This window comes from Arthrobacter sp. Bi26 (genome assembly GCF_918697925.1).
Classification (GTDB): Bacteria; Actinomycetota; Actinomycetes; order Actinomycetales; family Micrococcaceae; genus Arthrobacter.
Genome location: NZ_CAKKMF010000145.1, coordinates 1 through 7115, shown reverse-complemented (window position 1 = coordinate 7115; position 7115 = coordinate 1). Strand labels below are relative to the sequence as shown.

Here is a 7115-nt window from a genome sequence, read left to right as displayed (position 1 = left end):
CATTCGGCAGCCCCCCATTCGGCAGCCCCCCTTTCTGCAGACACCGCAGCAGACCTCCTCCCGGCACCTGAGCCAGAATCAGCGCTTGCGGGCAAGCCCGCCGGAAAATCCACCCGGGCCGCGGGGTCGGTTTCCGCCACCGAGGCCCCCGTGATTCCCATCACGGACCAGCCGCGACTACTTGTGCTCGATGGTCACTCCATGGCGTTCCGGGCGTTCTTCGCCCTGCCCGCGGACAAGTTCTCCACCGCCACGGGCCAGCACACGAACGCCGTCCACGGCTTCACATCCATGCTGATCAACCTGATCAAGGAGCAAAAGCCCACCCACGTGGCCGTGGCCTTCGACGTCTCCGACGACACGACCCACCGCAAGGCCGAGTACAGCGAGTACAAGGGCGGCCGCAATGAGACCCCGCGGGAAATGAGCGGCCAGATCGACCTCATCGACAAGGTCATGGGTGCGTGGGGCATCAAGACCATCAAGATGCCCGGCTGGGAAGCTGACGACATCCTGGCCACTCTCGCCGCCATGGGGGAAAAGGCGGGTTACGAGGTGCTGCTGGTCTCAGGCGACCGCGATGCCTTTCAGCTCATCACAGACAACGTGTTCGTGCTGTACCCCAGGAAAGGCGTCAGCGACATTCCCCGGATGGACGCGGACGCGATCCAGGAGAAGTATTTCGTCAGCCCCGCCCAGTATTCGGACCTCGCCGCCCTGGTGGGGGAGACCGCGGACAACCTCCCGGGCGTTCCTGGCGTCGGCCCCAAAACGGCAGCCAAGTGGATCAACCTCTACGGCGGCCTTGAGGGCGTCCTGGAGAACCTCGACGCGATCGGCGGGAAGGTGGGCGATGCCCTCCGCGAATATGTCGAGGACGTCAAGCGCAACCGTCGGCTCAACAGGCTTCACACCGATCTCGACCTGCCCGTCACGCTGGACGAGCTCGCGGACCCGCGGCCGGACCAGGCCGCCCTCGAGGAACTCTTCGACGCCCTCGAATTCAAGACCATCCGCACCCGGCTCTTTGCCCTCTACGGCAGTGAAGTTACCGAAGCCGAGAGGGAAAGCCTCGACATCCCGGACTTCGTGATCCCGTCGGACGCGGCCGAGCTCGGCGCCTTCCTCGCGGCCGGTGCCGGCAAGCGCTCCGCAGTGGCCGTCGATGTTGTGCCCGGCCGGATCGGCGAGGACGCCGCCGCGGTGGCAATCGTCCGCGACGGCGCCGCCGTTTACATCGACCTGGCCAGCCAGGACGCTGCTGCCGAAAACGTCCTGGCCGCGTGGCTGCGTGATGCCGAATCGCCGAAGGTGGTGCATGGGTTCAAGGCTGCCCTGAAGGCACTGACCGCCCGCGGTTTGGAACTGGAGGGAGTGGTGGATGACACCTCCGTCTCCGGCTACCTCATCCAGCCCGACCGCCGCAGCTATGAGCTCGCGGAGCTGGCGCAGCATCACCTCAACATTGCGGTTTCCACCGAGGCCGCCAAGGAGGGCCAGCTTGAGCTGGCGTTCGACGGCGACGACGCAGCCGCCGCCGGTGCACTGGTCCACGTGGCCGCCGTCGTCCAGGCCCTGAGCCGCTTCTTCGAATCCGAACTGAAGGAACGCAAAGCCCAGGACCTGCTGACCACCCTTGAACTGCCCGTCAGCCGCGTGCTCGCCGACATGGAACTCGCGGGAATCGCCATCGATATGCCGCGCATGGACGAGCAGCTGTCGGACCTGGCCAAGGTGATCGACAACGCCCAGGAGCTGGCCTTCGCCGCGATCGGCCACGAGGTCAACCTTGGGTCGCCGAAGCAGCTCCAGACCGTGCTGTTCGACGAACTCCAGTTGCCGAAAACCAAGAAAATCAAGTCCGGCTACACCACCGACGCCGCGTCGCTCAAGAACCTGCTGGAAAAGACCGGGCACGAATTCCTGGTCCAGCTGATGGCGCACCGCGAGTCCTCGAAGCTGCGCCAGATGCTGGAGTCGCTGAAGAAGTCCGTCACGGAAGACGGCCGGATCCACACCACCTACGCGCAGAACGTCGCAGCCACGGGCCGGATCTCCTCCAATAACCCCAACCTGCAGAACATCCCCATCCGCAGCGAGGAAGGCCGGCGCGTCCGCGGCATCTTTGTGGTCAGCGACGGCTATGAGTGCCTGCTTTCCGCGGATTACTCGCAGATCGAAATGCGCATCATGGCCCACCTCTCGGGGGACGCGGGCCTGATCCAGGCGTACAAGGATGGCGAAGACCTGCACCGGTTCGTGGGCTCCAACATCTTCCATGTGCCCACAGACCAGGTGACCAGTGCCATGCGTTCCAAGGTCAAGGCGATGTCCTATGGCCTCGCGTACGGCCTGACCTCGTTCGGCCTGTCCAAGCAGCTGGAGATCTCCGTTGACGAGGCGCGGACCCTCATGAAGGACTACTTCGACCGGTTCGGTGCCGTCCGCGACTACCTCCGCGGCGTGGTGGACCAGGCCCGGATCGACGGTTACACGGCCACCATCGAGGGGCGCCGGCGTTACCTCCCGGACCTCACCAGCACCGACCGCCAGCTGCGCGAGAACGCGGAGCGCATCGCGCTGAACTCTCCAATTCAGGGATCGGCGGCTGACATCATCAAGCGCGCCATGCTGGGCGTGCATGCCGAACTGGCGGCGCAGGGCCTGAAATCGCGCATGCTGCTGCAGGTCCATGATGAACTGGTCCTCGAAGTCGCCGCGGGCGAGCGCGAAGCCGTCGAGAAGCTCGTGACCGAGCAAATGGGCTCGGCCGCGGACCTCAGCGTTCCGCTGGACGTCCAGATCGGCATCGGTTCCAGCTGGTACGAGGCCGGGCACTAACGGTTTACCGGTTCCGGCAGGTTTTGTTCCGGCGTTGCCGGGGCCCGAGATTCTCAGGGGGAGAAGCACATGGCAGATAAGTACGAGCTCAGGCGGTTCCGCGCGGTCGCGAAAGACTCGGCGGACTACGCGCAGGGCACCGCCTGGCTGCGGGGAGTCGGGATCGGCTTCTATGACGAGCCGCGCAAAGAGGACTTCATGGACAAAATCATGGCCATGTATCTCGTGGACAACCGTGAGATGACCGGCGTCTACCAGGCCGACGGCGTCGCGGCCCACTCGCTGGCGCCCGACGTCCCGGTGGCGACTTTCGCGACCCTGCGCAAGGACCTGAACATCGGCTACGGCCGGCAGCTGGAAGCCCACCTCGTCACGGCCGTCACGGTGCGCGGGACCCACCGCCGGCAGGGACTGCTCCGGCGGATGATGACCGAGGACCTCGCCGCGGCGAAGGCGGACGGCGTCGCACTGGCGGCACTGACTGCCTCGGAGGCCTCGATCTACGGCCGGTTCGGCTACGGTGTGGCCACCTTCGAACGCAGCGTGAAGGTCGACACCGGACCGCGCTTCCGCCTGCACCATGTGCCTGTCGGCTCCGTGGAGATCGCCGACCGCAAGGTCCTGCTGGAACTGGCCCCCGAAGTTTTCGGCCGGGTCCACGGTGCCATGCCCGGATCGATCTCGCGGCAGGAGGCGTACCGGCTGCGGTCCGCGGGCATGCTCGGCCGCGACGGCAGCGAGGACGAGGCCATCCGGTGCGCCCTGCACTACGACGCCGCGGGTACCGTGGACGGGTACGTCGCCTACAAGTTCGCCGGGTGGGACACCAAGCCGTACACCATGGAGATCGTGGACCTCGTCGCGGCGACTGACGCCGCGTACCTGGAACTGTGGCAGTTCCTGGGCAGCATCGACCTCGTGGACCGGATCAGCTGGCAGGATGCGCCGGTGGACGACCCCCTGACCTGGGCGCTGGAGGACCCGCGCTGCGTCGAGTCCTCTGACCACCGGGACATGCTGTGGCTGCGTATCCTGGACCCGGCCCGGGTGCTGGGGGCCCGGCGCTACTCGGCCGATGGGACCCTGGTCCTCGCCGTCCGCGACAGTCTCGGCTTCGCGGCCGGCACGTTCGCCCTCACAGTCAGCGGGGGAGAGGCCACAGTGACGTCGGCCCCGGAGGCTGAGCCGGACCTGACGCTGGATGTCGCGGATCTCGGCTCCATTTATCTGGGCGCCGTCTGTCCCGTGACCCTGAAAGCCGCCGGCCGGATCGCCGAGCACGCGGCCGGGGCGGCGCTGACAGCGCGGCTCATGTTCGCCGTCGAACGCTCACCGCACTGCCTCACGCACTTCTAGGCCGCCGGCCCGGTTCCGGCTGCGCCGGCGGCGGCACTGCAGGTGGGACTGACCGCGGCCTGAGAACTGCACTGAGGACTGCACGGACGGCTGCGGCGGTCGGGGCGCGAGCGGTCCCGCGCGCTTTGACCCGCGTTCGCGTAAACGACTAGACTAAACGGGCGTGCACTACGTGCGCGCATCTACAATCCACAAAATCAGGATGACCCGGCGGATCACATGTTGAGAAGCCGTGTTCTTGGCCTGCATTCCATAATGCCGGCGAAGCGGTTTGCCTGACCGACTAACTATCCACAACGGAGCCCCTACTACATGACCATCACCTCCACCGAGAAGCCCGGTACCCCCGTAGTCGCCATTAACGACATCGGTACCGCTGAGGACTTCCTCGCAGCTGTCGACGCCACCATCAAGTACTTCAACGACGGAGACCTCGTCGAAGGTACCGTCGTCAAGGTCGACCGCGACGAAGTCCTGCTCGACATCGGTTACAAGACCGAAGGTGTCATTCCCTCCCGCGAGCTTTCCATCAAGCACGACGTTGACCCCGGAGACGTCGTCTCCGTTGGCGATCAGGTCGAAGCCCTGGTGCTCACCAAGGAAGACAAAGAAGGCCGCCTGATCCTCTCCAAGAAGCGTGCTCAGTACGAGCGTGCCTGGGGCGACATCGAGAAGGTCAAGGAAGAAGACGGTGTTGTCACCGGTACCGTCATCGAGGTTGTCAAGGGTGGTCTTATCCTCGACATCGGTCTGCGCGGCTTCCTGCCCGCATCCCTCGTCGAGATGCGCCGTGTGCGCGACCTCGCTCCGTACATCGGTCAGCAGATCGAAGCCAAGATCATCGAGCTGGACAAGAACCGCAACAACGTTGTTCTTTCCCGCCGTGCATGGCTCGAGCAGACCCAGTCCGAGGTCCGCTCCACGTTCCTCAACAAGCTGGAAAAGGGCCAGGTTCGTCCCGGCGTCGTTTCCTCCATCGTCAACTTCGGTGCCTTCGTGGACCTGGGCGGCGTAGACGGCCTGGTTCACGTTTCCGAGCTGTCCTGGAAGCACATCGACCACCCGTCCGAGGTTGTCGAAGTTGGCCAGGAAGTCACCGTCGAGGTTCTCGAGGTCGACCTGGACCGCGAGCGCGTCTCCCTGTCGCTCAAGGCTACGCAGGAAGATCCGTGGCAGACCTTCGCCCGCACCCACGCCCTCGGCCAGGTTGTTCCGGGTAAGGTCACCAAGCTGGTTCCGTTCGGCGCGTTCGTTCGCGTTGAAGACGGCATCGAAGGCCTGGTCCACATCTCCGAGCTCGCCGTGCGCCACGTTGAGCTGGCCGAGCAGGTTGTCTCCGTTGGTGACGAGCTGTTCGTCAAGGTCATCGACATCGACCTCGAGCGCCGCCGCATCTCGCTCTCCCTCAAGCAGGCCAACGAGGGCGTCGACGCCGACAGCACCGAATTCGATCCGGCACTCTACGGCATGGCCGCCGAGTACGACGAAGAGGGCAACTACAAGTACCCGGAGGGCTTCGACCCGGAGTCCAACGAGTGGCTTGAAGGCTACGAGAACCAGCGCGCAGCCTGGGAGCAGCAGTACGCTGACGCCCAGACCCGCTGGGAAGCACACAAGAAGCAGGTTGCCCAGCACGCTGCCGACGACGCTGCAGCTGCAACGTCCGGCGAGAGCGACTCCGGCACCACCAGCTACTCCTCCGAGCCGGCTGCAACCGAGACCGGTGCAGGCACGCTTGCTTCGGACGAGGCTCTTGCCGCTCTGCGCGAGAAGCTGACCGGCAACTAATTGCCCGTGTTCCTCATGGAGTCCGCTCCCTGAGGCCAGGCAGTTTGTGGCTTGAAGCCGCACCGTCACGGTGCGGTAGCTAAGAAGTACAGGAAAGGTGGCCGTCCCCTCGGGGGCGGCCACCTTTCTTTGTGCCCCGGGTCTTTGTGCCCCGGGGGGACATGCCCATTTTTGGGGCCCGCCCGTGGGCATGTATGGATTATGCCCAGTCCTGGCCCCGAGCGCGGGACACGTTCCGTGTTGGGAGGCCCGCGCCATGCCCCGCGGCCGCCCGCACCACCGGACATGCCCATTTTTGAAACCCGCGCTCGGGGGACATGCCCATTTTTGGGGCCCGCCCGTGGGCATGTATGGATTATGCCCAGTCCTGGCCCCGAGCGCGGGACATGTCCCGTGCTGGGAGGCCCGCGCCATGCCCTGTCACCCGACATGCCCCGCGGCCGCCCGCACCACCGGACATGCCCATTTTTGAAATCCTCCCTCGGGGGACATGCCCATTTTTGGGGCCCGCCCGTGGGCATGTATGGATTATGCCCAGTCCTGGCCACGAGCGCGGGACATGTCCCGTGCTGGGAGGCCCGCGCCATGCCCTGTCACCGGACATGCCCATCCGTGGCCTTGGCCCCTGGACTTCCAGGTAAGAGGCGCATTCTTCGTTTGGGCCCAGACGGACCGTCTAAGGATCGCCCGACGGGAGGTCATGTCCATCGCTGGGTGCATTGGACGGGCCTACGGGATTGGGCGCATTGCTCAAGCCCACCGGAGGGCATGTCCAGTCCTGATGCGAAGTGGCTTGGCTGCGGAAGGGCATGTCCAGTGGCGGGAGCGGAGTCCGGCCCCGGACGCGAGTGGCGTCAGTGCAGCGGGATCTTGCCTCTGACGGGCACCGTCTCTGTCTCCGAGGCAGCGCCGGTCTCGAGTTCGGCGCCCGCGGATTTCAGCAATGCGAGGGCACCCACGTTTCCTGCCGTCGTCTCGGCCACCAGGACGGCTGCGCCGGCCGACGCGGCGCGAGCCTTCACCTGGCGGAGCGCCTCGCGGCCCACCCCCCGGCCGCGGAAGCTCCGGGCGAGCCAGATTCCGGTTTCCAGCGCCCAACCGCCAGCCCCGGCATCAGCATCACCACCGCC

4 protein-coding genes are annotated in these 7115 nt (G+C 65.7%); 3 read left to right on the top strand and 1 reads right to left on the bottom strand.

All coding sequences use genetic code 11. The features are described 5' to 3' along the window. Positions 1–150 precede the first annotated feature (150 nt). The 3 genes from polA (at position 151) to rpsA (ending at position 5985) form a co-directional block, all read left to right on the top strand. Positions 151–2841 (top strand): DNA polymerase I, encoded by a 2691-nt coding sequence (gene polA / locus LQV16_RS22325; RefSeq protein WP_229996037.1) that lies wholly within the window; start codon positions 151–153, stop codon positions 2839–2841. A gap of 69 nt (positions 2842–2910) precedes the next feature. Then, complete coding sequence (locus tag LQV16_RS22320) at positions 2911–4197, top strand: GNAT family N-acetyltransferase (protein ID WP_229996036.1); 1287 nt, start codon at positions 2911–2913, stop codon at positions 4195–4197. A 312-nt stretch (positions 4198–4509) separates the two neighbouring features. Then, positions 4510–5985 (top strand): 30S ribosomal protein S1, encoded by a 1476-nt coding sequence (gene rpsA, locus LQV16_RS22315; protein WP_026537355.1) that lies wholly within the window; start codon positions 4510–4512, stop codon positions 5983–5985. An 854-nt stretch (positions 5986–6839) separates the two neighbouring features. Here rpsA and LQV16_RS22310 read toward each other — a convergent pair. Further along, positions 6840–7115: GNAT family N-acetyltransferase (locus LQV16_RS22310; protein ID WP_229996035.1), on the bottom strand; the 276-nt coding region annotated here is incomplete at its 5' end.

Bases quoted from the DNA above. Each gene is read 5' to 3' on its own strand.
- LQV16_RS22320 (WP_229996036.1), top strand. From the start codon at position 2,911: ATGGCAGATAAGTACGAGCTCAGGCGGTTCCGCGCGGTCGCGAAAGAC.
- rpsA (WP_026537355.1), top strand. From the start codon at position 4,510: ATGACCATCACCTCCACCGAGAAGCCCGGTACCCCCGTAGTCGCCATT.